Source organism: Oceanobacillus piezotolerans, from assembly GCF_003665065.1.
Taxonomy (GTDB): domain Bacteria; phylum Bacillota; class Bacilli; order Bacillales; family Amphibacillaceae; genus Oceanobacillus; species Oceanobacillus piezotolerans.
This window is the reverse complement of sequence record NZ_RCHR01000004.1, coordinates 14054-38359: the sequence shown is the minus strand read 5'-3', so window position 1 is coordinate 38359 and position 24306 is coordinate 14054. Positions and strand designations below refer to the sequence as shown.

The following is a 24306-nucleotide window of genomic DNA, read 5'->3' as shown; positions in this document are numbered from 1 at the left end:
ATAGATTAAGTTGACGCTTAAAACAAGGGATTCCTATTTAAACATTGTAAATATTATATCTTTCTTTTAAACGACAATTATGTTAATATTTAACATATTTAACTAAATTAAATAATCTTTATTTTTTCAAATAAATATTTGTAAAGGATGAGAAAGAATGAGAATTGCCACGGATATCGGAGGGACATTTACTGACTTGGTTTATGTCGATGACAACGGAGAAATCGGTGTCGCGAAAAGTCCGACTACGCCTCCAAATTTTGAAAAAGGTGTATTGGATGTTATCGGAAAAAGTGGAGTAGATAAAAGCGCCATTTCGACTTTCATTCATGGAACAACGGTTATTATTAACGCTCTGACGGAGAAAAAAGGAGCAAAAACTGCTCTGATTACAACAAAGGGATTTAGAGATGTTTTAGAAATTGCTCGTGGGAACCGTCCAGATTTATTTAACATCCGTTATAAAAAACCGAAAGCCTTTATTGATCGGTATTTACGAAAAGAAGTAGAGGAACGATTGAACTATAAGGGGGAGGTCCTTACACCGTTAAATAAGGAACAAATCAAAGAAATTGTCGATTATTTCAAGCGTGAAGAAGTAGAAGCAATCGCCGTTTCTTATTTACATGCTTATGTGAATCCTACACATGAAAGAAAAACAGTCCAACTAATTAAGGAATTATGGCCTGAAGTATATGTAACAGCTTCTCATGAAGTGACGAAGGAATGGCGTGAATATGAACGAACAAATACGGTTGCATTAAATGCATACGTACAGCCAACAGCAACGAAATATATTGACAAACTACATAATGAATTAGAAAAATTTGTAGACAGCAAAAATTTTATTATGCAATCCAATGGTGGAACAACTACTTTTGAAGAAGCAAAGAAAGTTCCGATTAATATGGTGGAATCTGGACCAGTCGCGGGAATCTATGGTGCGGCAGTATTAGGAAAAGTAATTGGAGAAGAAAATGTCATTGCTTTTGATATCGGTGGAACTACGGCAAAATGCTCTCTTATTGAAAATGGGGAAGTAAAGGTTTCAACAGATTATTATATTGAACGAACTGATCGAAATGCGGGATATCCGATTAAAACACCAGTTGTCGATATTGTGGAGATAGGTAATGGTGGTGGTTCGATAGCTTGGATAGACGAAGCAGGCTCATTGAAAGTGGGACCACAATCAGCAGGTGCAGTACCAGGTCCTGTATCTTATGGTCAAGGGGGAACGGAACCTACCACCACCGATGCAAATTTATTAACTGGTAGATTATCTGCTAAAAACTTTGATTATGAAGTAAATCTAGATAAAGTAAAGCAAGTCATGAAAGAAAAAGTTGCAAGTCACTTTAACTTAGAAGTTGAAGAAGCAGCTCTTGGAATTATTCGTATAGCCAATTCCAATATGTTGAATGCATTAAAATTGATCTCTATCCGAAAAGGGCATAATCCGCAAGATTTTACACTGGTGGCCTTTGGCGGTGGTGGATCGATGCATGCGCCAGCACTCGCCCTAGAGCTTGGGATAAAGAAAGTAGTCATTCCGATTGCTTCCCCCGTGTTTTCTGCTTGGGGGATGTTAATGACAGATTTACGTCACGATTATATTAAAACGTTTATCAAACGACTTGGAAACTTAGATCTCACTGAATTAATGGACCAATGGACAAGCATGGAAGAAGAGGCAATTGATCAGTTCTGGAAGGAAGGCTTTGATAAGAAGGATATTGAATTCCACCGTTACCTCGACATGCGTTATGTTGGGCAAGAACATACGGTGAAAGTCCCTGTTCCAGGTGGCAAGTGGAATGAAGAGACCCGTCAAGCTATCATAGAGAAATTCCATGAATTGCATGAGAAAAACTATACATTCCGCCTTGAAGAGACAGAAACAGAAATTGTTAATTTGCATGTTACTGGATTTGGGAAAGTCAATAGCCCTGAAATGAAGAAAATCTATCGTAATACCACATTAATGGATGCCAAAATTGAAACAAGAGATGTCTATTATGAGAATCCGAATGGTTGGGTTAAAACCGATGTATACGATAGGGAGCTTCTTCCAATCAATGAAGTTATTCAAGGTCCTGCCATAATTGAAGAAAAGGCAGCAGTAACAGTTATTTATAAGGGGCAAACGTTAATCGTTGATGAATATGGAAATCTAATTATTGAAACGGAGGAGAGATAATGACGGAGAAAGTAAGAATAGATCCTTTTACATTAGAAATTGTAAAGGACTCCTTGCTGGCAATCGGGGACGAAATGTTCATTGCTTTAGCTAAAACATCCATGAGTCCGATTATTTATGAAGTGCTGGATTATGCCAGTGGCTTAACCGATGCGAAAGGCCAATTATTAACGCAGGGAAACGGAGTCGCCGGTTTTACAGGAATGCTTTCTTTTATGGTCAAGGAGACGTTAGAGAAATATGGTAAAACAAACAATCTAAGACCAGGAGATATCATCATTATTAATGATCCATATGGTGGTGGCGGCTCGCATTTATCAGATGTTGGACTAGTTATGCCGATTTTTTACGAGGATGAACTGATTGCCTTCTCAGCTAATAAAGCCCATTGGACAGAGGTTGGGGGGAAGGATCCTGGTTCCTTTACGAATGATTCAACAGATATCTTTCAAGAAGGGCTTCAGTTCCCATGCATTAAGTTATTTCATGCAGGTGAGATAAATGAAGGACTGGTAGAAATGATTCGTGCCAATGTCCGTTTTCCTGATCAATCTCTCGGTGATATGTGGGCACAAATTGCTGCATTAAAAACAGGAGAGAAACGAGTAAAAGAGATTTGTAAGAAATACGGGAAGGATGTTATCCTCTCGTCTATTACTAGCTTGCTAGACCATGGGGAAATTATCTCTAGGCAGGAACTTGCAAAATTACCTAAGGGCACCTTTAAAGCCGAAAGCATTGTCGATACGGACGGTATAGGGAATGGTCCTTTTCCTATTAAAGTAAAAGTGACGGTAACGGACGATGAGTTTATTTGTGATTTTAGAGGAAGCAGCCCACAAGTACCAGGCCCTGTTAATTGTTCCTATACAGGACTAGTGTCTGCGGTAAGAACAATTTATCTTGCAATTATTAATTCAGGTAATGATGTAAATGATGGTGCCTTTCGACCATTAAAAGTGATTGCGGATAAAAAATCGATTATGTCAGCAGAAAGGCCGGTTCCGATGTCGAATTACTATGAAACGTTAATCGGTTGTTTAGACTTGGTGTGGCAGGCGTTGGCACCACATCTACCTGAACGATTGGCAGCAGGTCATTTATCCTCTGTCTGTGCCGTTACATTATCCGGCACTCATCAGGATACAGAAGAACCCTTCCTGATTGTGGAACCATCTGTAGGTGGTTGGGGTGGCGCTCCTGGCCAAGATGGCGCAAGTGGTCAGTTCTGTATTACCGATGGAGAAACATATAACGTTCCGGTTGAAATTGCTGAAACAAGATATGGGGTATTATTAGACGAATACAGTTTACGTGTTGATGGCGCTGGTGCAGGGGAATACATCGGAGGGAAAGGTGTGATTCGCTCCTATCGCGCATTATCTGATGGTCAAACCGCTACGGTTACCTTTGGAAGAAATAAGGTAAAACCATGGGGGATTAATGGTGGACAAGAAGGGACACCGAATGAGTTTTATGTGGAGAAAGCAAATGGGGAAGTAGATGGTCCATTTGGTGTTTATCCACGATATCCACTGCAAAAAAATGATGTCATCAAATTGATAACAGCAACAGGTGGAGGTTACGGTGATCCATTAAAACGACCTGCCGAGCAAGTTGCCATGGATGTAAAGAATGAATATTATACCGCTGAAGAGGCAAGGGATTTATTTGGGGTGAGTGTAAACCCAGTAACATTCCAATACAAAGAAATGGATGTTAGAGGTTAATAAAAAATGAGGATGTAATAGCTTGGTAGATTCGCTGATACATCCCATAGAACCCATATTTTTTATTCGTGCACCGAGATGCAATCATACAAGAGGAAGTGAATGTGATTTGGAAAATAAAGAAATCGTAGTAAAGGATGAGGCACTTCAAGCTGTCCCAGAAAATCATAGACAGCATTGGATTACGCCAACGGTTATTTTTGGTGGATTGGAATTCTCTATCCCAGTTTTAATGGTTGGAGCAACATTGGCAGCTAGTTTTGGAATGACTGAAATTTTACTTATTTTAATTATTGCATTATTTGTTATCCAATGGATTGGAAATACCATTCAAGGATACATGGGAGCGAAAACAGGGCGCTCCTCATCTGTGATTGCAAGATCTAGCTTTGGGGCACTGCAATCAAGATTCATTGTTGGTTTATCTGTTTCTATTCTTTGTTTATGTTGGTGGGCTGTTCAAACAGCTGTAGCTGGAAATTCTATTTCAGTAATGCTTGGTATTGACTATACGGCTGAAAGAGGAATGTGGGCATTAATAACGATTATATCTGGTGTTCTATTTGCTTTGCCAGCTATCTTTGGCTATAACTCCATGAAGTGGACTGATTACATCGCTGTTCCGGCTGGTTTATTACTCGTATTTGCGGGTATCTATTATGCACTGCATAATATTGGTTGGGAAATGATTTCTAGTTGGAACCCGGAGCCAACGATGACAATAGCTGCAGCGATTAGTATTATCATCGGGGTCAATGTATCTCAATGGGTGACTGCATCCGATTATACCAGATACGCGAAGCCTACCATAAAGGATAATATATTAATCCCTACAGGTGTTGTGTTAGTTGGGTTTCCTCTATTCTTAGTAGGTGCCATTATGTCCGTTGGAGTTGGCGATGCAGATATTGTCAATGTCATGATTAATTTAGGTTTTCCTTTTTGGGGATTCTTGATATTATGGATTGCAACTTGGACGAGCCAAATTGTTAATTCATATTCGATGGGTCTAGCATTATCGAATATGTTCAATATGAATTCAAATAAAACAAGAGCATTGCTTACCACAGCAGGTACTGTTGTTGCGATTATCATTGCATTAGCTGGTATTTTAGATCATTTTATGGATTTATTAAGTATGGCAGCTATTATTTATCCTGCCGTTGCTGGAGTTATGATGGTTGATTACTTTTTCATTCGAAAACAAACTTGGCAAGATAATGAAGGGTGGAACTGGATGGCTACTATTGCATTGGTAGCGGGCATGCTAGTCGGTTATGTTACACAGTACGTTGCGCCAGTTGGTATCCCAGCCATACAATCCATCGTTGCAACAGGTATTGTTTACTATATTGCGATGAAGATTAAGGCACAAGTAGCGCCGGATCACTTTACAGGATAATACAGAATGACAGAGAGGTGACATGAACTCTCTGTCCTTTTTATTTAGGAAAGTTAAACACAGACCTTAAATGCGGTCGGTAAAAAAATAGAAAAAGGGTCTGTAGAAAGAATTTTCATATGTAGGCTATAAGATGGACTTGATACCTGATTCTTGAGGATACAGATTATTATTAAGAAAACTCGTAACATGGGGAAAATCCCTAGATACGAGTTTTTTTATCATATTCATACAAGAAAACTATCTTAAGACAAGTATGAGATTTAGAAAAATTTACTCACATTTTAATCTGGTTAGTAATTCTAAATATTATTATTTATTATCCCTCTATTGATTGTTCGGTAATTACTTGGTAATATAAAAAATGTTCCTGATATTGTTCTTTTTTTGGTTAAAATACGAACAATTAGGTCTGTAATAAAATTAATGTTTATTTTTCAAAATACATCTATTGGAGGTTTACATCTTTGAACACATTTGGTCTGTATATGATTCTATTTAGCGTCCTTCTAATGGTCGCAATATCTGTTCTTGGGTACTTATTTAGTAAAAGGCAGATGAAAAATAATGATTCTTATTTCACCGCCGGTCGCAATATAACCGTTGCCTTTATGACGGCAACGTTCATTGCCTATGCAGTTGGTACAGGTTTGATTTTTTCACCTGCTGAATCAGCTTATTTAGACGGTATGACTGCTATGATAGGTTATGCTTTGGCGCTTTCTATTGCATATATCATCTTTATTCCTATTTCTCGCAGAATTAAACAACTTCTACCAGAAGGAAATACAATTGGGGAATTTGTTAAGGCGCGTTATGGAAATGTGATGTTTGTCGTTGTTTTATTCGTTATCATTGTATATTTATTCTGTTTACTTGTCGCTAACTTAATTGGTGCTGGAATCGCCTTTCAATATCTTGGTGGAATGCCAATTTACGCAGGAGTATTGATTATCGGTGTTCCAGTAATGATTTATACAACTTATGGTGGGCTTGGTGCCGCGATTTTTACAAATAGCATTCAAGCACTCTTGTTAACCCCGTTGTTATTCGTTGTTGCCTTCTTTGCATTCCGTAATCTAGGTGGAACGACGGTTGTATACGAGGGTGTAATGGAGAATGCACCTGAATTAATGAGTATTTTCCATGCTTCTGGTATGGAATTCGCGTTAATGATTATTATTGCTGTTTGTTCGGCTGAATTGTTAAACCAAGCCCTATGGCAACGTGTTTATTCAGCAAAAGATTTCAATGTTGTGAAAAAAGGTTTAATAAATGCATCCGTTATGACATTCCCGATGGCAATTATTGCAGGAGTTTTCGGATTGATTGCGATTTCTATGAGTATGGAATTACCACATACATCTATCGGAACTGCACTTGTAGCTCATAACGTATTACCTGAATGGGGATCAATGTTATTTGTATTAGTAATCGTGCTTGCAACGACATCAACAGGTTCAGATGCTTTAGCCGCTTTTTCTTCTACAGCTTCATTAGATGTTGTGAAAAGTTTAGTGCCAAATATGGACGCCAAAGCTGCAGTGAAAGTAGGACGAATCTCAACGATTGTTTTCGCTGTTGCAGCAATGCTTGTAGCGTTTCAGGCACCATCGATTTTACAAATTCTGCTTTTTGCCGACTTAGTTGCAGCTGCTGCAGTAGTGCCAGTTATCGCTGGCTTGTATAACCGGGACATTAGTGGAAAATTAGCTACAACAGGTACAGTTTTTGGATTAGTATTAGGGATTCCTTTATATTTCATGGGAGAAAATTTATATAGCTTTTTAGTGGCCATTGTCATCTCCTCTCTTATTGTATTTATCGGAGCGATTTTCTCGAAAGCAGGATATAATTTTGATCAATTGAAAGAAACGATCAAGAATCTAGATTAAGGAAAGGATGAACTACATGTATTCTTTAGCGTTTTTTAATGTACTAATCTGGATTTCACTTATTGGACTATTGGTTGTCTTTGGATTTCAGATTTGGTTTACGATAGCAGATTCTAAAAATAAACAACAAGATTAAAGGAGAATGAATATGAACGCAGAACAAGCGAGAGAGCAGATTTGGGCGGAACTTAGAAAAGTTGGAAAACCGGACACACGATTTCACTGGGATTTTGCAGAATTTATAGCAGATTATGAAGGGAGCGATCTAGGAGCGGATATTGTTCGTGAGCATGAAGCTTATCAAAATGCATCTGTTGTATTTATCACACCTGATAACAACATGAGGAAATTAAGAGAGTATACATTAATAGATAAAAAGACGCTCATTATGACGACGTACGGGATTAATCGTGGATTTCAAATCGTTCGCCCTGGGGATGTGCCTGAAGGAAAGGAAGAATTCGCATCTACATTAGATGGGATTGAGCTATTCCTAACACCGATTTCATTAAAAGAAATAAAAGAAGAGTTCGATCATATCCCACTTCTTTTCACAGGTGCATCTGCGATGAAGCCAAATGGTCTTCGTTTTGGAAAAGGACATGGCTACTTTGACTTAGAGTGGGGAATGTTGTGGGAAATGGGAATTGTTACTACTGATTCTATCGTTTTTGGGCTTGGTCATGACTGTCAAATTGTTGATGCGGATATTGATCCAGAGGAGTATGATACGGTTGTTGATTATATTGTAACCCCAACTCGCTGCGTAAAAACTGAAAACAATCATCCAAAGCCGACACTAGGAATTATCTGGGACAAGCTTGAGGATGGAATGTTTGATAATATTCCTCCACTGCAAGAGGTTTATGAGGAGAAAGTGAAGAGCTAAATCGAGTATGGAAAACCCAACTAGTTAAATGTTGGGTTTTTAACTTTTTACAAATCCAAATAATTAAACATCAGTCCTCTAGCGGCTTTAATCATTTTTTTAAAAAAACTAGCACTATTATACCTCTTAAGCAAATGTCGTGTATTACATATTAGACTCTATTTCTTAACCTTAAGTAGGAATTAGACTAGTCTAGAACTTTAGTTGACAATCATTATGTTTTCCTCTCATAGAAATAGGGTAATTAGGCAATAATGTAGTTAACAGAGGTGATAGAATGGGTTTAATTGAAAAGTTGAAAAAAGGAAATACTTCTTCAGGAGTAGCGGCACTCGGGAATACGTTCTTAGCGGCAATAAAATGGTTTGGTGCAGCAATTAGTGGAAGCGGAACTATGTTTGCATCTGCTACGCATTCCTTAGCAGATGCAGTAAATCAAGGTTTTGTATATTTTGGAAGTGTGCTTGCAGAACTGCCACCTTCGAAACGTTTTCCACTTGGTTTTGGTCGAGTCATCAATATTTTTTGTATGATTGCAGTTATTGTGGTCACCATTATGGCTTATGAAACCATAAAGGAAGGCTGGCATCTGTTACAGCATCCAGCTGAATCCACTAATTTTACGTTAAATATACTTATCTTGTTAGCAGCTTTTATCATTGATGGATTTATCCTATTTAAGGCAATGAAGGAAATAGCAATAGAAACGGGGACAGATAAATCAGGTGGTGTGATTGGCAATTCATTTCGCAATGTAGGTAAAGCAGCTCCTGCTACAAGACTCGTGTTCTATGAAGATCTAGTCGCTACATCTGGAGCGGTGTTAGCTATTATTGGAATTGTCCTGTCGCAATTTTTTGGTATCCTTGCAGCAGATGGGTTCGCATCCATCATTATTGGACTATTAATGCTGTTCGTAGCATACCGAGTAGGATATGATAACATGGTTGGATTAATTGGAGTTTCTGCTCCAGTCGAAGTACAAGATAAAATTTCGGGAATATTATTAGCGGATGAAGCTGTGGTAGATATAACTAGAATTAGAATTATCCAAGAGGGTCGTCTTTATCATGTAGAAGGGACTGTTGAGCTTCGAAAAGGCTTAACTTTGGGTGAAGCAGATGATATCAAATTCCGACTAAAGGATCGATTGCTCCGTGAGCCAGAAGTCGCAGACGTTGTTTTAGCTATTATTGAAGATGATGATAAGAAACATTGGAAATCGTAAGGGGAGTGGAAGCATACTCCCTTTTTTGTTGTGAAAAGAAAACCAAAAGGGAGAAGTGTTAAAAAGAAATGCTTATGGAGTCAGTTTTGATCTGTATTTTTAGTAAAGACATCCTCTTCAGAAAATTTGTTATTGACAGATACAATAGGTTTATGTAAGATGTTATTAATCTTACTAATTGAATATGTTTTTCCTTATCAAGAGTCGGGGTAGGAACCTGGTCCGTGGATCCCGCAGCAACCATTACTTATGTAATAAGGTGCTAATTCCAGCAAGCATTTGCTTGAACGATGAGGGGTGGATATATAAAACCTCTTCCTCATCAGGAAGAGGTTTTTTGTTTACTCACCGAGAGGCAAACGCAAGAAGTCTTTTTTAATTTAAATCTTATTAAAACGATGGGAAAAGTTAATTTTAGTGAGGGTAAAAATAGAAAGGGAGAGATTTAGATTGGCAAAAACGGATAGCTTATACAAAAAAGAGTATTTTGGAAGGATTGTTGAATTAAAGGAATATGCACCAGAAGCATTTGAGACTTTTTTCAAATTTAATGATCAAGCATTAGCAGAAGGTGAACTTTCCGTTAAATTAAAGGAATTAATTGCAGTAGCCGTAGCACATATTACAGCTTGTCCATATTGCATTGATTTACATGTAGGAAACGCTAAGAAAAATGATTCTTCAAAAGAAGAAGTAGCAGAGGCAATTTTTGTTGCGACAGCCTTAAAAGCTGGATCTGCTTTAGCACATGGAGTGAATGGACTCAATGCCTATGATAACAGTGGAGACGAAGAGTTATATAAAGCATCTTATTTCAGTCGCCTTAAAGAATTTAATACATTAAGTGAAGATACGTTTAAAGCGTTCATTGACTTTGATGGAAAAGCTATCAAAGCTGGAAAATTATCGGTAAAAGAAAAAGAACTGATTGCAGTGGCTTCTGCACATACAACAGGTTGTGCTTACTGTATTGATTTACATACGAAAAATGCGAAGAAGGCTGGAGCATCCTTAGAAGAAATTTCGGAAGCAATTTTTGTTGCAGTTGCTCTTAAAGCCGGTTCGGCAATTGCACACAGTGTAAATGCGCTAAATGCTTACGATGACAAATAAGAAAAGGAGTTTGAACAATGAGTAAAAAGAAACAAATTCATTTAAATGGTTTTGTACAAAATTCACCTTCCCCCCATTCCACAGGATTGTGGAAGCATGAAAAGGATCAGGGAACAAAACATAATACAATAGACTTTTGGACGGAAACAGCAAAGGTACTGGAAAAGGGAAAATTTGACGCCGTGTTTATTGCGGATGTGCTTGGAACGTATTCCGTATATGGTAACAGTCATGATGCGGCAGTACGTCATGCGGTGCAATTGCCTGCACATGATCCATTACTAATTATTTCCGCAATGGCACAAGCGACAGAACATATTGGTTTTGCACCAACCGTTTCTGCTACATATGCACAGCCATATGCATTGGCACGCCAATTGTCTACGTTAGATCATTTAACAGAAGGGCGTTTAGCGTGGAATGTGGTGACTTCTTATTTAGAAAGTGAAGCTATAAACCTAGGATTATCTGGACGTATTCCAAAAAATCAGCGCTATGATCGTGCAGATGAATTCTTAGAAGTTGTTTATAAACTTTGGGAGCATAGTTGGGAAGATGATGCGGTTGTTTATGATCGAGAAAATGATGTGTTTGCCGATCCTAAGAAAGTACATGCCATCAACCATCATGGAGAATTTTTCAATGTGCCGGGAATTCACTTAACCGAACCATCGCCACAGCGGACACCGGTATTATTCCAAGCTGGAGCTTCACCTAGGGGACGAGACTTTGCGGCGAAACATGCGGAAGCAGTTTTCACGAAAGGCCATTCATTAGAAGCTTTGAAAAGTTACTCTGCTGATCTTCGTAATCGAACCGTTGCTCAAGGCAGAAATGAAGATAATATTCGTATCTTCCCAATGATTCTTCCGATTATTGGTTCAACGGAAGAAGAAGCATATGCGAAATATGAGGACTTAAAGAATCATGTTAGCTATGAAGGGACTGCGGCATTGCTTTCCGGTCATACTGGAATTGATTTTTCAAAGTATAATCCAGATCAATATATCGAAGATATCGAAACAGATGCGGTTCAAGGGAACTTAGATATGTATACGAAGGATCCGAATAAGAAATGGACGTTACGTGAAGCGGTACTAAACCATGGACTTGGTAATGGAACAGCTAAATTTATCGGAACTCCGGAGCAAATTGCAGATTGCATTGAAGAGTGGACAGTTGAAGGAAATGTTGACGGATTTAACATTGCCCAGAGCTATTCATTAGAAACATTTCGTGAGTTTGTCGATTATGTAGTTCCGGAATTACAAAAACGGGGAATTTATCGTACGGAATACGAAGGAAAAACATTGCGAGAAAATTTATTTGGTACTGGTCCATATTTGCCGGATAATCATCCGGCGAGAAGAGTGACTACTTTAGTGAAATAATCCCATGTCTAGCTCCAACGCCGAGGAACTAGCGAGACTACCGTGATTTTATGGTTATTGTATTTCTTTACGACTGTGGTTTAGGGGAAGTACGACTAAGATCGCCACATTACGTGGCAGCTCTTTTGGTAGGGAGAGTAACTGCAGTCCATACGTCGCTACGAAGCACAGGATGCGTTAGTACAAGCGTTGCGACAGGACGTCGTGTTCTTAGCCTGTAATGTTGCTTACGCTTTTCTTAGAAAGGGGAACAAAATGGATACTGTAAAAATATATACTTGGGTTGGATTCCTTTTATTTCTGGTTATTATGTTGGCACTTGGATATATAGGGACAAAGCAAACGAAAAGTGTACGTGACTTTGCGATAGGGGGAGGACTTGGTCCTGTTTTGTTGGGGCTATCCTTTGCTGCTACCTATTTAAGCGCAGCGACTTTTCTTGGGTATCCCGGCTGGTCCTATGAATGGGGACTAACGAATCTTTGGCTCATTCTCGCCATGATTGGTGGGGGAGCCATTGGGGTGCTGATGGTTGCCAAAAAAATAAGGAAATTAAATAAAGAACAAAAATCACTTTCCTTACCGGATTGGTTAGGTGACTATTATAATAGTGATATTCTGCGAGTGGGTACAGGGTTGATATTACTGTTTAATATTTTTTACATTGCGGCTCAGTTTGTAGCGGGCGCAAGGATTTTTGAATATTTACTAGGAATGGATTACACAGTTGGTCTGATCCTCATTACTGCCGTTGTTGTGTTGTACGTCTTTGGTGGTGGGGCATTAGCTGATATTTATACCGATGCCGTTCAAGTGGTTCTAATGGCGATTGCAGGTATCTTCGTGTTCGTTTCTGGAATTGTTATCTTTTGGAATAACGGGATTACTGCAACTTTTACTGGGATTGTAGATAATATGGCCGCACAGGATGGGAATCTAGTAAAAGTGTTTAACCCGGATTCTGCCCATTTTTATTCAATTGGCGCTGTGATTGGTGCGATTACGATTCAGTGGGCATTTGCATCTGCACCACACTTATTTAATAAAGTATTAGGTTTAAAAAATGAAAAAGACTTAGGGAAAATGATCCTTACTTATATTATAACTGCTTCATTATGTGTACTTGTCTTGTTTGGTGGGTTTTATAGTAGAGTGGCACTTGGATCAGCTGTAAATGTGACGGATTTAGCTTTAATGGAGTATTTGGTCTGGGGATTTCCAGCTATTATTGTTGCGCTCTTTGGTGTAGTAATACTTGCAGCAGCGATGTCTACAACAGATGGTCTGTTTGTATCCATCTCTACGGTGTTTGCCAATGATATTTTTCTAAAATTCCTAGTGAAGCGTGGATATGTTCAAGTGGAAGAGGAAAAAGCAGAGAAAATTGCGTTGCAGATTAGCAGAGTTACCGTACCAATTGTGGGTTTAATTGCTTTTCTTCTTGTTCTCCATCCGCCAAAATATATGGGCGATGTGATGTGGATTGGCATTTCAGGTGTTGCAGCTGGAACATTAGGACCGATTCTTTATGCGGTTTACGGGAAACGTAAAGCATCTCCTAGAGCAGCGGAAGGATCAATGGTCATTGGTTTAGTTTCCTATTTAATTTTATACTTTGGCGGAATTATCCCAAGTACCATGACAGCTGGTGCAGTAGCAACGTTCATTGGAATTCTTGCCATGATTATCCTAGCACTGTTGATTAAGGATAAGAATCAAGAAGTCGAGTTAGCCAAAGCTGAATAAAGTCTAAAAAGAAATATTTAAAAAGACTGGTAAAAAGGATAGGTCGTTCCTGGGTCTCAACTTTCACTAAATTTTGCAATGTTTAACCAAACGAGGAAATCACTACATCCTGTAAAAGCTCGTTCCTTTTTATCTTTTTTTGAACATGCGTCTAAAGGGAGGAATGAAAATGTTTGTAAATGAGATGCTTTCTATCTTTTTGTACGGGCTTATCGTAATATATGCCATTGTTGGTTTTTCGCTTTGGAAATGGTATTTTGACAAAAAGTAATGACAGAAGGGAGGAATCGAAATGGCTGATATTGCCATTGTGTCAGGCAGTCCTCAATCGTTGTCTGGATTGGAGCGGGTTCTCCACTATTTAGGCAAACAAGTGGAACAAAAGGGGTATTCGATCGTACATATTTCAGTCAAAGATGTAAATTCAAACGACTTATTATTTGGGAATTATAAAAGTAAAGAGATCCAGCAAATTACAAGTGAATTAGACCAGGCAAAAGGGGTTATAATCGGTTCGCCAGTTTATAAATCGTCGTATACAGGGGTATTGAAGGCACTGATTGATCTCCTCCCGCAGGACATTTTACAGGATACCCCTGTTCTGCCGTTGATGACGGGCGGCAGTGCCTCTCATCTTTTAGCGATAGAGTATACACTGAAGCCACTGTTAGCCACATTGAAAGGACAGCCGATCAAAGGACTGTATTTCCAGGATAGTCAATTGGATAAAACAAAGGAAAATCCGATTATCGATAAAGAACTGCTAGAGAGAACAGAAAAACAGTTAGATTATTTACTAGATAAAATAAAGAGAGAAGCATATTTGATAGAAGGTCTGCCATGGTAGATCTTTTTTTATTTACATAAGGAATGAGTGAAACTTATCAGTATTAGGCAATGGAGACATTTCCCTCAGCCTAAGATTCTAAGGAAAATTCACTCTTCCTTTTTGACCATTCTTTCCTTATCATTAAAATGGGTGATAACTTTGAGAAAAATCTTACACATAGAAGACGATAGAGAAATAGGCAGATTAGTAAAAGAAGACTTACAACGGCGTGGTTATTCAGTTACATGGCTAACGTCAGGAGATGAGGCGCTAAATCACTTACAAGATTCAAGTCTCGTAATTCTCGATGTGATGCTTCCAGGATTGGATGGCTTTTCAGTAGGGCAAAGATTGAAAAAAGAACGTCCAGATGTTCCAGTTCTTATGTTATCAGCGCGTACAACGGTAGAAGACAAGCTGCAGGGACTACAATTTGCAGATGATTATTTAATAAAGCCGTTTCATCCAGATGAGCTTGCTGCTCGAGTAGAAGTGCTGCTGAGAAGAAGCAACAACCATCCATCAGAAGAAATTCGGCTGGGACATTTGGTAATTAATTTAAACGAAAATAGAATAATAACTAATACAGGTGATGAAATTGTATTAACGGGAAAACAACACCAAATCTTCATGTACCTGTTAAGACATCCAAATCAGATACTAACGAAAGAACAAATTTATGAGGCGGTATGGGGGGAGCCGTATATCAATGGGGATAAAACGCTGATGGTTCATATTCGGTATTTGCGTGAAAAACTAGAACAGAAACCTGGCAGCCCAATGATTATTGAAACTATCCGTGGGTTGGGTTACAGGGTGAAGCAATGAATAAATTAAAAACCTCGTTATTAAAGCAGTATCTATTGATTATTTTCTTAGCTATTCTAATTATCCCTATAGCGATCCCTGGTTTATCAGCGCTGTATTATCTTATTACTAGCTACGAGGATCCATCCATTCAGTATTATAATGGAACAGAATTAGAAGAGATGTGGCGGGAAACCGCAACTAACTTAAACGATGCGGATGATCAGCAAATCCAGCATACATTGGCTGAACTATACAGTAAATACGAAGGGACAACCATGTATTGGGTCGATGAGAATGGGAAAACGAGAGATACATTTCCAAAAACAATAGCTGTTCCTGAAGCATGGACAGTATCGGATGCGGTAGCATTTGTCCAAGGCAATCGTGGGGACAAAGCAGATCCTTTCACAGTTGTTGCCAATATTGGAGGAGACAGTAAACAAGGGTTTATGGTATTACAAACTCCTCGGTCTGAGATGGTCAGCCCTAGTGATGAAAGACAGCGCCGCTACAGTTTAGTCATCCCAATTGCGATTCTTGTTCTATTAATTTTATTTGTGCTTGTTTCCGTTCTCTTTTTCAATAGAATCATTAAAAGGCTGGTACGATTGCAAGCCGCTATGGAAGTGTCAGAGAAGGACGGAATACCTAAAGTAATAAACGTAAAAAAAATGGACGAAATTGGACAGTTAGAGAATTCATTTAACCGGATGATCAACGAGTTAGAAGCTGCTAAAGCTAGAGAATTGGAAGAGGAGAAATTACGAAGAGAACTCATTGCGAACATGTCTCATGATTTAAGAACACCACTTACCACCATTCGTGGACATGCCTTCCGTTTAAAACAGGAACATATAAGTGAAGAAGGTAAGCAATCACTAGATGTTATCGACGACAAAATCAGCTATGTTGACAAGCTTATCGACAATCTCCTTTCTTACACACTTCTTTCATCAGGCAGATATCGGTATGCCCCAGAAAAAGTAGATATGGCCCGACTGGTTAAAAGCTCTTTTGCTGCGTGGTATCCTGTGTTTGAGAACAACCAATTTGAAATCAAACTTAATATTCCAGAAGAATCAATCTCTTGGACAGTGGACCCTCAATGGATGAATCGAATATTGGATAATGTCTTCCAAAATGTACTGCGTCATGCAAAAGAGGGGAAATATATAGCCCTATCTGTTAGTTCCCAGGAGATTATCATAGTAGATAAGGGACCAGGAATAAAAGCGGAATCGTCCCAAAAAGGTGTAGGAATTGGACTTTCCATAGCAAAATTAATGGTCAAAGAGATGAAATTGAAATTGGATATAGAAACAGGTGAAAAGGGTACAGCGGTGGCTATTCGGAATAAAGATTCAAATCAATGGACGAAGCAAAGAAAATGAATTGTCTAGAAGGTCAAAGCGAATATGCGAGCTTTTTAATATGAAGTTTTGTCTTTTTGGTTTTTGTGCAGTTATAGTATAAACTAAGTAATAGAAAATCTGTAACCTGGTGAAAAGGGTTATTATAATTTAAATTTAAGCTATTTTGAGTAAGTAGGAGGCAACTGACATGGAGAAAAGGGAATTGACACTCGAACAACAAGAAGAATTACTTAATACAATGAAAGCCCGTTTTGAAAAAAATATGAACCGTCATAAAGGCTTTGAATGGGATAAAATTAAAGCGAAATTGGAAACAAATAAAGAAAAACTGTGGTCGATATATAGGATGGAAGAAACAGAAGGCGAGCCTGATGTTGTCGGATATGATAATGAAAAAGACGAATACATATTTTGTGATTGTTCACCAGAAAGCCCTAAAGGTCGAAGAAGTGTTTGTTATGATCGGGCGGCACTGGAGTCCAGGAAAAAGCATAAACCCCAAAATAGTGCCATGGATATGGTAGAAGAGATGGGCATTGAGCTTTTAACAGAAGAGCAGTACCGGGCATTACAGACGCTTGGAAATTTCGATATGAAAACATCAAGCTGGATCCAAACTCCATCTGATATAAGAGAACGTGGTGGAGCGCTATTTTGCGACTTTCGCTTTGGTCATGTCTTCGTATATCACAATGGCGCGGACTCCTATTATGCTGCCAGAGGATTCCGTGGATCACTAAGAGTTTAAAACTTTCTATAGCCACCCGCGGATGGTAAATTAAAGGAATAAGTCAGAAGCTAAATAAGTGTAAATGATCAAGCATTTCTCAGTCTGAGAAATGCTTTTTATCTTTTTATGTGATTTATTCAATAAAAAAATAATAGTATTCAATATTTTTTTATTGTAAAACGATAAATATCATGATATAGTCAAAAATGAAAATAAATAAGTGAGGTGCTTTATTATGAAACAAGGAACAACATTGTTTTTAAAAATTGCTGTTTTTATTATCGGAATTCCAGTTCTTGCTGTATGTATAATTGGGTTATACTGGTTAGTTAGAAATCCAGCAAATCCGGATTTTGCCCATTTACTATATCCAATCGTAATAGGGATGTTTCTATCAGCAATTCCGTTTTACATTGCATTGTATCAGGCATTTAGGCTTTTAAGTTATATCGACAGAGCGCAGGCTTTCTCACAAATTTCTGTGAATGCTTTAAAGAAAATTAAATTCTGTGCAATAGCAGTTAGTACTTTATATGTGGTCATTCTGCCATTTATTTATCTAGTAGCAGAGCAAGATGATGCTCCGGGACTTATCATAATTGGAATGGTTCCTATTTTTGCTTCCATGGTCATCGCAGTATTTGCTGCTGTCCTACAAAGACTCTTGCAAGAAGCAATTGATATAAAATCTGAGAATGATTTAACGGTCTGAGGTGATTAAAATGGCGATTATAATTAATATTGACGTAATGTTGGCTAAAAGGAAAATGAGCGTAACAGAACTTTCGGAGAGAGTTGGAATCACAATGGCTAATCTCTCTATACTGAAAAACGGAAAGGCGAAAGCAATTCGATTATCTACTCTAGATGCCATTTGCAAGGCTTTAGATTGCCAACCTGGGGATATATTAGAATACCGGAATGAAGAAGATGGCGAAATTAAGTGAACTAAAATAATGAAGGTTAATAAGAGGACGAAGGGCAGTCCAGTCTTTCAATTGGTTCGATTTGGCTGGGAACAAGCTCTGTCCTGTTTATTCCCGGTTGTGATTTTTGCTTCACTAGCTTTAACGCAACTCGTGCCACTTCCCTTCCTGCCGCGTTATGACTGGCTGCTCATCATCTGCCTAATAATGCAGTGGGGTATGGTGAAATCTGGACTTGAAACACGGGATGAACTCAAGGTTATCACATTATTCCATCTTATAGGACTTGCTCTTGAAGTTTTTAAGGTGAATATGGGCTCATGGTCTTATCCAGAGGAAGGCTACTTCAAGGTATTTGGAGTTCCTTTGTATAGCGGGTTCATGTATGCAAGTGTAGCAAGTTATTTATGCCAGGCCTGGCGAAGGCTAAAGGTTGAACTAGTCAGGTGGCCGCCATTTTTGGTGGTGGTACCTCTTGCTGCTGCAATCTACTTAAACTTCTTTACCCATCATTATTGGATTGATGTTCGCTGGTGGTTATCTGGACTTGTCATTATCGTTTTTTGGAACTCATGGGTCCTATTCCGAATAAATGATACTCATTACCGTATGCCGATTGCTCTTTCATTTGTACTTATTGGTTTTTTTATATGGATAGCCGAAAACATTGCAACGTTCTTTGGAGCTTGGGAATATCCAAATCAAACCGATGCTTGGAGTCTTGTTCATTTCGGAAAAGTGAGTTCATGGCTTTTACTAGTAATTGTTAGTTTTCTTATTGTTGCGACGCTAAAGCAAACTAAAGGAAAAATCCTAAAAAAGAAATTAACAAACTAAGAGACTGATTACAACAATCAGTCTCTTTTTTCATCGTGGGTTAGTTTGGTATAAGAGATATTTTTTACTTAAATGATAGTCCACCTATTTTTAAACAGAATTTAAACTTCACCACCGTTTCTTTTAACCTTCGAGGAATAATCTTATTTATGAGGTGAAGGAAATGAACGATTATATTATCGAAACAAACGGATTAACGAAAAAGTATGGTTCCACATATGTAGTGAATCAAGTCGATTTGAAAGTGAAAAAGGGCGAAATATACGGTTTTCTTGGTCCAAATGGTGCGGGAAAGACCACCACTATCCGAATGGTTTTAGGACTAGCTCGACCGACAAAAGGATCTATACATATTTTTGGGAAAGACATGAAAAAGGATAAGTTATCTGTGCTTAAAAAGGTTGGTTCGCTTGTAGAATATCCTTCCTATTATGGGCATTTAACAGCCTATGAGAATTTGGAAGCAGTACGAATCTTGCTTGATGCACCAAAGTCAAGAATAGATGAAGTTCTCTCGATTGTTAGATTAACAAACGATGCCAAGCGACCGGTGAAGGGATTCTCTCTTGGAATGAAGCAACGCCTTGGAATTGCAACAGCATTACTCGGGAACCCAGAGCTTTTAATTTTGGATGAACCAACGAACGGCCTTGACCCTTCAGGAATTATTGAAATTCGTGAACTCATAAAGTCGATGCCAAAAGAACATGGCATCACGATTTTGGTTTCCAGCCACTTATTATCAGAAATGGAACAAATGGCTACACAAGTTGGCATTATTTCTAAAGGAAAAATGATTTTTCAGGATTCTATCTCTACTTTAAGACAGCGGTCTTCTAGTAAAATTCGGATTAAAGTAAGTGACACAGAGGCAGTCTCTAAAAAGCTATTATCTTGGGGCTATAAGGTGGGTTCTAATGAAAATTATATTTTTGTTGAAAATACTTCTGACAGAGAGATAGCAGAGATAATAAGGAAGCTCGTTAACCATCAATGTTCCATCTATAGGGTTGAAGAAGAGAAAAAATCACTCGAGCAAATCTTTCTTGAGCTAACTGGTGGGGAGGCGAGCCTGTAATGGGAAAAGTGATTGCTTCTGAATTCGTAAAAATAAAACGGAAAATGATTGTCTTTCTTGTTTTTCTAGGCCCATTTGGAGTGGTTTCCTTAGAATTGGTAAATTTCTGGCTGCGTTATGATTGGCTAACGAATCTATACAAAGATAATCTGTGGAGAGGACTTATTGGTGAAGTTATGATGTTATCCATTCCATCACTGATGTTAGGATTAACCATCGTTACCTCGATGATAGCTAATATCGAACACCAAACAAATGCATGGAAGCAAGTATTGGCATTACCGGTTTCGAAAGCAAAAATATTTACTGGGAAGCTCTTACTTTCAGGTATGCTGCTTTTTGTATCTTGCATGCTATTATTTGGAGGAACAATCATTTTAGGTATTCTATTGAAATTTGGAACTGATATTCCATTTCTATATGTAATAAAAATGTGCTTTTTTCCACTTTTCTCGGCCATGCCATTCGTTGCTCTGCAAATCTGGCTTTCTATCGTTTGTAAAAACCAGGCAATCCCCTTGATGGTCGGAATCGTGGGGACAGCAGTGTCGATGTTTTCCATTACCTTTCCGGATTGGGTTCCTTGGAAGTGGCCACTATTAATCAATGAATGGGGAAATCCTATTTATTCTGTTATTGCTGGCTTGATTTTAGCAATGGTTGTATATGCTGGTGGTCTACTTGACTTTATTCGAAGGGACGTGAAATAAATGGTTCGTTTGCTGCGAACGGAATTATTGAAATTACGCAAGTCTTCTATTTGGCTATTAATCTTTGTAAGTCCGTTTTTATCTCTGCTGGTCGGGCTAGGAGAGACAACTGCAGGACTGCCTGAAGAGGAGTATTGGCTCACTACCTATCAATGGATGAGCTTTCCACATGCAGCATTATTTCTGCCGTTACTTACGGGTGTATTCTCGGCATTTGTTTGCCGTTATGAGCATGTCGGAGGTGGATGGAAACAGCTGGCGGCACTACCTGTTTCGAGAGGCAAACTTTACTTAGCAAAACTACTGGTCGTCTGTTTGCTTATTTTCTATACACAGATTTTATTGGTGGCTGGACTATTCAGCGTGGGACAATGGAAAGAATTTCAAGTGGCTTTTCCATGGGAGACGGTTGCAATCGGGGCTTTTAGTGGTTGGCTAGCATGTTTGCCATTAATCGCACTGCAAATGCTTGTTTCTGTTTCTTGGTCTAGCTTTGCTGCACCAATGGCAGTTAATGTCATTTTTACACTGCCAAATATCCTAATTTTAAATTCAGAGACATATGGCCCCTATTATCCTTGGGCACAGCCATTTTTAGCGATGATGCCTCATACTGAGACTGAAAGTTTCAGAGCATTACATATTTCCATGGAGACGCTCTTTATTGTCATTCTTGGCAGCCTGATGTTGTTTTTATTTGCAGGTTTTACTTACTTTATAAGGAAAGAAATATAAACCGGAGGGGATAGTGAAAAGGATTATGAGAAAATTTGGGGTTATTAATATCATTGGGATAGGAATCATCATAGCACTTTGGTCGACTGTCTATTTGATTAACGGGCTGGTTGGCGCCTATGCATGGACACTTATAAAACTTGTATTTCCAATTATAGGTGGAGTTGGAATCGTTATAGATCTCGTTCTTTTGGTTATTTATCTAGTGAGAATGAGGAACACACAGAAGCTCGTTCTGAATCTTTTCGTTAACATATTTTTCGTGGTCCCGATTCTGATGACAATGAATATTATCCAGCTGCCATATCCAAATGATATAGACCGAGTTGACCCAGCAGTGACGGTATACTGGCCGCTTGCAGAAGAAACGGTTGTTGGTTTTGGTGGTGATAAGTTAGAACATAATCAAAAGCATGTCACATGGGCTTCGGAAAGGTGGGCATATGATTTAGTGATGGAGCCTTATGATATAGGAAGCATGCGCAACGAAGATTATGGGATTTGGAACAAAGAAGTGTTTTCTCCAGTTAGAGGGAAGGTCATAGGAGCGTACGATGGGGAAGCAGATGTAGAGCCAAATTCTGAAGAGTTTACTTCGATGGCTGGGAATTATGTTTATATTAGAATAGAAGAAACAGGGACATATCTATTACTTGTTCATTTGAAGAAAGACAGTGTCATGGTAGAAGCAGGGGACTATGTTCAACCAGGCGATGTGATAGGACGAGTAGGGAATAGTGGTTCCACTTCAGAGCCACATTTACATATTCATCATCAGAGACAAGACCCAACGAAAATGCTCTACCCTACTTTGGCAGAAGGGCTGCCACTATTTTTTGAAGAAATTAATGGTGAAGCCATGCCGAATGGTGGGGATGTTGTAAAGCGGGTGGAGGAATAAGAGTTGGATAACAGGAAATTTTGCAGAAATGGTGAGGTCAGATGTTTTGTTCATAGAAATCTATCGCCGCTGAGGAAAGAAACATCGGCCTTGAGAGCTCTTGTATCACCTTCGAAAAGGGGGATATCGTCTTCAAGAAGAGGAACATCGTCCTCGAGAATGAGAACATCGCCTTCAAGAAGAGAAACATCGCCCTTGAGATCGAGAACATCGCCTTCAAGAAGAGGAATATCACCCTCGAGATTGAAAGTATCACCTTCGAAAAGTAGCATCACCTCTGAAGGAACAAAAAAGTCCCCCTGTTACAAACCACTTTGTGACAGGGGAACTTTTAACAACAAGCGTACACTATGATATTGCGCGATTATTAACATAACGTTCCTCCATTGTGTTAATCAATCGTCCTAGTTTTAAATATGTAACTTGGAATATCGGGCTTTGGATAAACGTAAAAATAAATGTCACAATAAAGACGGGCCCACCTAATAAAAGTCCAAGTACTAATACCAAGCTTTCTGTAATGATTCGAATTCTTCCAATCGATGCTCCGGTTTTATCTGCTATAGACAGCATGAATCCATCACGTGGTCCAGATCCTACTCCAGCAGCATTATATATGCCACCACCAAGCCCCATCAATACAATCCCACTGAGCATTATCGCGATATCTATCCACGTATTCCCGCTTGCTTTAGGAAGGAAATCCAACCACATATATAGATCAACAAATGCTCCAACCAATACAGCATTAAAAAAGGTTCCTAGTTTAATATAGCTTTTATCCAGCAACCAAGAGATAACAATTAAAAAGCATGAGATAATAACTGCCCATGTTCCGATAGATAATCCAATTCTATTAAACATGGCAACATTCAACACATCCCATGGGTGAATCCCTAAATGCTGCACATTTATGGTCATCGTAATCCCTAAGCTAAAAATCATGAGACCAATAAAAAATACCGACCATCTTATGAGTAGATTCATCAATTAACCCACTTTCATACTGTATATTTAACCATTATGATAGCAGATTCCTCCGTAAATAGGAATGACTTGAACTTAGAAATGGGCAGTGTATGATTTTGAATTTCTAGAGAAAGGAAGTTAAAAAGAGGGGATAATTCTCTTACTCAATTTTAGAAAATCCCCGAAATTCATGAGCTGAATTATTAATCCGTTTAACTTTTTGTGATGTGTCTACCGTTTAATGCCCAACCTCTTCGAATTCACTCTTAAAGCTGACTTGTCATTTCACTTATTGCATAAACAGCTTTCGCCTTTCCATAAATTTTTGCACGGCATAGTTGACAAAAGCAAGGCTGTAAGAAATGAGGAAAAGGGTTCGGGAATGGAATTTTAATAGCTTATAATGCCCTATCCTTTGAAAGAGGGTGTTTAAAGGGTACGCAAATAATAAATCCATTACAAAGTTAGTTAAAGCATATAAGGAGAACCTTCCATTCGTAAAGTGGAAAACCCATAGATTAGCAAAGAAAAATGGCCCTATAATAAACGCAATAGCATCAAATAATATATATTTTGTTCCACCCTTGACCGTCCACCATTTGAAAATTAAGTTATACAGCGAACCTATAAACAGAATAGAAGAGGAAAATAAGGTAACAGGTAAATATTTTTTAAAAGATTGCTTTGGCAGAAAACGAATGATAATCATCCACAATACGATTGCATTGGCTATTCGAAAGAAATTTGCAAGCACAGAAATCCTCCTTTTTTTCTTTTAGTATGGGAGGATCATTGTTAATTATTCTAAGTGTGA

23 protein-coding genes and 1 riboswitch are annotated in these 24306 nt (G+C 38.5%); of the genes, 20 read left to right on the top strand and 3 right to left on the bottom strand.

Annotated features, from left to right (window positions below; all coding sequences use genetic code 11):
* Window positions 1-157: 157 nt before the first annotated feature.
* From D8M04_RS11840 to D8M04_RS11750, 20 genes are all read left to right on the top strand, one after another.
* The gene (locus D8M04_RS11840) at window positions 158-2200 is read left to right on the top strand and encodes a hydantoinase/oxoprolinase family protein (protein ID WP_121523246.1); all 2043 of its coding nucleotides are present in this window, start codon (window positions 158-160) and stop codon (window positions 2198-2200) included.
* Window positions 2200-3930 carry a hydantoinase B/oxoprolinase family protein gene (locus D8M04_RS11835; RefSeq protein ID WP_121523245.1) on the top strand — a complete coding sequence of 577 codons (1731 nt, stop codon included), beginning with the start codon at window positions 2200-2202 and terminating at the stop codon, window positions 3928-3930. Before D8M04_RS11840 ends, D8M04_RS11835 begins: the two co-directional genes overlap by 1 nt.
* 109 nt (window positions 3931-4039) lie before the next feature.
* The gene (locus D8M04_RS11830; protein ID WP_121523244.1) at window positions 4040-5332 is read left to right on the top strand and encodes a cytosine permease; all 1293 of its coding nucleotides are present in this window, start codon (window positions 4040-4042) and stop codon (window positions 5330-5332) included.
* Window positions 5333-5799: 467 nt separating this feature from the next.
* On the top strand, window positions 5800-7227 hold the full coding sequence (locus tag D8M04_RS11825; RefSeq protein ID WP_121523242.1) for a sodium:solute symporter family transporter: 1428 nt from the start codon (window positions 5800-5802) through the stop codon (window positions 7225-7227).
* 148 nt (window positions 7228-7375) lie between these two features.
* On the top strand, window positions 7376-8116 hold the full coding sequence (locus tag D8M04_RS11820) for a 5-formyltetrahydrofolate cyclo-ligase (RefSeq protein ID WP_222928587.1): 741 nt from the start codon (window positions 7376-7378) through the stop codon (window positions 8114-8116).
* 277 nt (window positions 8117-8393) lie between these two features.
* Window positions 8394-9344 carry a cation diffusion facilitator family transporter gene (locus D8M04_RS11815; protein WP_121523238.1) on the top strand — a complete coding sequence of 317 codons (951 nt, stop codon included), beginning with the start codon at window positions 8394-8396 and terminating at the stop codon, window positions 9342-9344.
* A gap of 191 nt (window positions 9345-9535) precedes the next feature.
* A riboswitch (SAM riboswitch) is annotated at window positions 9536-9641 on the top strand.
* Between the two features lie 153 nt (window positions 9642-9794).
* Window positions 9795-10457: a carboxymuconolactone decarboxylase family protein gene (locus D8M04_RS11810; RefSeq protein ID WP_121523236.1), complete on the top strand. Its 663-nt coding sequence runs from the start codon at window positions 9795-9797 to the stop codon at window positions 10455-10457.
* Between the two features lie 17 nt (window positions 10458-10474).
* Window positions 10475-11848 (top strand): LLM class flavin-dependent oxidoreductase, encoded by a 1374-nt coding sequence (locus D8M04_RS11805; protein ID WP_121523234.1) that lies wholly within the window; start codon window positions 10475-10477, stop codon window positions 11846-11848.
* Between the two features lie 255 nt (window positions 11849-12103).
* Window positions 12104-13594, top strand: a complete 1491-nt coding sequence (locus D8M04_RS11800; protein WP_121523232.1) for a sodium:solute symporter family protein — start codon at window positions 12104-12106, stop codon at window positions 13592-13594.
* A gap of 292 nt (window positions 13595-13886) precedes the next feature.
* Entirely contained in the window at window positions 13887-14441 is a 555-nt protein-coding gene (gene ssuE, locus D8M04_RS11795; protein WP_121523230.1) for an NADPH-dependent FMN reductase, read from the top strand.
* Between the two features lie 141 nt (window positions 14442-14582).
* Entirely contained in the window at window positions 14583-15251 is a 669-nt protein-coding gene (locus D8M04_RS11790; protein ID WP_121523228.1) for a response regulator transcription factor, read from the top strand.
* The gene (locus D8M04_RS11785; RefSeq protein ID WP_121523226.1) at window positions 15248-16624 is read left to right on the top strand and encodes a HAMP domain-containing sensor histidine kinase; all 1377 of its coding nucleotides are present in this window, start codon (window positions 15248-15250) and stop codon (window positions 16622-16624) included. Before D8M04_RS11790 ends, D8M04_RS11785 begins: the two co-directional genes overlap by 4 nt.
* Before the next feature lie 169 nt (window positions 16625-16793).
* Complete coding sequence (locus tag D8M04_RS11780; RefSeq protein ID WP_121523224.1) at window positions 16794-17354, top strand: DUF4256 domain-containing protein; 561 nt, start codon at window positions 16794-16796, stop codon at window positions 17352-17354.
* A gap of 217 nt (window positions 17355-17571) precedes the next feature.
* Window positions 17572-18048, top strand: coding sequence for a DUF2975 domain-containing protein (locus D8M04_RS11775; protein ID WP_121523222.1), 477 nt, complete (start codon window positions 17572-17574; stop codon window positions 18046-18048).
* Window positions 18049-18058: 10 nt separating this feature from the next.
* Window positions 18059-18283, top strand: coding sequence for a helix-turn-helix domain-containing protein (locus D8M04_RS11770; protein WP_121523220.1), 225 nt, complete (start codon window positions 18059-18061; stop codon window positions 18281-18283).
* A gap of 9 nt (window positions 18284-18292) precedes the next feature.
* Window positions 18293-19099: a DUF817 domain-containing protein gene (locus D8M04_RS11765; RefSeq protein WP_121523218.1), complete on the top strand. Its 807-nt coding sequence runs from the start codon at window positions 18293-18295 to the stop codon at window positions 19097-19099.
* A gap of 163 nt (window positions 19100-19262) precedes the next feature.
* Window positions 19263-20177 carry an ABC transporter ATP-binding protein gene (locus D8M04_RS11760; RefSeq protein ID WP_121523216.1) on the top strand — a complete coding sequence of 305 codons (915 nt, stop codon included), beginning with the start codon at window positions 19263-19265 and terminating at the stop codon, window positions 20175-20177.
* On the top strand, window positions 20177-20887 hold the full coding sequence (locus D8M04_RS20190) for an ABC transporter permease (protein ID WP_187695445.1): 711 nt from the start codon (window positions 20177-20179) through the stop codon (window positions 20885-20887). Before D8M04_RS11760 ends, D8M04_RS20190 begins: the two co-directional genes overlap by 1 nt.
* Window positions 20888-21622: an ABC transporter permease gene (locus D8M04_RS20185; protein ID WP_187695444.1), complete on the top strand. Its 735-nt coding sequence runs from the start codon at window positions 20888-20890 to the stop codon at window positions 21620-21622.
* 13 nt (window positions 21623-21635) lie between these two features.
* The gene (locus D8M04_RS11750; RefSeq protein ID WP_246001220.1) at window positions 21636-22523 is read left to right on the top strand and encodes a M23 family metallopeptidase; all 888 of its coding nucleotides are present in this window, start codon (window positions 21636-21638) and stop codon (window positions 22521-22523) included.
* A 50-nt stretch (window positions 22524-22573) separates the two neighbouring features.
* On the opposite strand, the gene D8M04_RS11745 is transcribed toward D8M04_RS11750, so the two are convergent.
* The 3 genes from D8M04_RS11745 to D8M04_RS11735 all read right to left on the bottom strand — a co-directional run bounded on the left by D8M04_RS11745 (window position 22574) and on the right by D8M04_RS11735 (window position 24246).
* Window positions 22574-22795 (bottom strand): hypothetical protein, encoded by a 222-nt coding sequence (locus D8M04_RS11745; protein WP_121523214.1) that lies wholly within the window; start codon window positions 22793-22795, stop codon window positions 22574-22576.
* Window positions 22796-22871: 76 nt separating this feature from the next.
* Complete coding sequence (locus tag D8M04_RS11740; protein ID WP_121523212.1) at window positions 22872-23510, bottom strand: YczE/YyaS/YitT family protein; 639 nt, start codon at window positions 23508-23510, stop codon at window positions 22872-22874.
* 271 nt (window positions 23511-23781) lie between these two features.
* Window positions 23782-24246 (bottom strand): hypothetical protein, encoded by a 465-nt coding sequence (locus tag D8M04_RS11735; protein ID WP_121523210.1) that lies wholly within the window; start codon window positions 24244-24246, stop codon window positions 23782-23784.
* Window positions 24247-24306 lie beyond the last annotated feature (60 nt).